General features: G+C 40.2%; 1 protein-coding gene. It reads right to left on the reverse strand.

What is annotated here, in order from left to right; genetic code table 11:
* The coding region (locus tag AC2JF9_RS09545) for a cation:dicarboxylate symporter family transporter (RefSeq protein ID WP_500727304.1) at positions 1 to 433 on the reverse strand (433 nt) is incomplete at both ends.

Consider the following 433-nt stretch of genomic DNA (forward strand, 5'->3'; position numbering starts at 1 on the left):
CCCAGAACATCGTTTCAGCAGTACCTTGGAAAAAGGCAATCACTGGTTTTCCTTTTTCTCCGATAGCCGTAACACCAAGTCCGAACAAGACGGAGAAGAAAATGATCGCCAGCATGTTTCCATCTACAAATGCCTGGAATATATTTGGCGGGACAATATTCACAAATGTGTCAGCAAATCCATGGCTTTTTACTGTTTCTGCCGTATCAACATAGCTGTTAATGTCTGTTTTCTCTAATGCACTCATATCTACTCCAGCTCCATGCTGGAAGATATTTGCTGCCAGAAGTCCAACAACAATCGCTACCGTTGTAATAATTTCAAAATACAAAATCGTTTTTCCGCCGATTTTCCCAAGCTTTTTCGTATCACCCACACTGGCAATTCCGACAATTAAGCTGGAAATTACGATTGGAATAACAATCATTTTAAT

Source organism: Lactobacillus sp. C449L, from assembly GCF_059900815.1.